1 protein-coding gene is annotated in these 807 nt (G+C 68.3%); it reads left to right on the plus strand.

Annotated features, from left to right (window positions below; genetic code table 11):
- Nucleotides 1-807: ISL3 family transposase (locus FSY66_RS12425; RefSeq protein WP_144795403.1), on the plus strand; the 807-nt coding region annotated here is incomplete at both ends.

Raw genomic sequence — 807 nt, forward strand, 5'->3', positions numbered from 1 at the left:
ACTAGAGGGCATCGTGGTCCAGCACCTCACCGTCGCCCGCGTCGCCGAGGGGCTCGGGGTCGCGTGGAACACCGCCAACCTCGCCGTCCTGGCCGAGGGCAAGCGCGTCCTGATCGACGACGAGCACAGGTTCGACGGGGTGAAGGTCGTCGGCGTCGATGAGCACGTCTGGAGGCACACCCGCCGCGGCGACAAGTACGTCACCGTGGTCATCGACCTGACCGGCATCCGTGAGGGCACCGGACCAGCACGGCTGCTGGACATGGTCGAGGGCCGCTCCAAGCAGGCGTTCAAGACTTGGCTCGCCGAGCGACCGCAGGCGTGGCGCGACGCGATCGAGGTGGTCGCGATGGACGGGTTCACCGGCTTCAAGACCGCCACCGCCGAGGCGCTGCCCGACGCGGTCGCGGTGATGGATCCCTTCCACGTCGTCCGGCTGGCCGGCGATGCACTGGACCGTTGCCGCCGCCGGGTCCAGCAGCACACCCAGGGCCACCGCGGCCGCAAGGACGACCCGCTATACCGGGCGCGGCGAACCCTGCACACGGGAGCTGACCTGCTCACCGACAAGCAGAACGACCGCCTGCACGGCCTATTCAGCGTCGATGCACATGTCGAAGTCGAGGCAACCTGGGGCGTCTACCAGCGGATGATCGCCGCCTACCGCGAGCAGGACCGGCGTCGTGGCCGCGAGCTAATGGTCAAACTGATCGACTCGGTCAGCCACGGCGTCCCGAAGGCGCTCACCGAGGTCATCACGCTGGGGCGAACACTGAAGAAGCGAGCCGACGACGTACTGGCCTACTT

The sequence above is a fragment of the Kocuria palustris genome, from assembly GCF_007666205.1.
Taxonomy (GTDB): Bacteria; Actinomycetota; Actinomycetes; order Actinomycetales; family Micrococcaceae; genus Kocuria; species Kocuria palustris_A.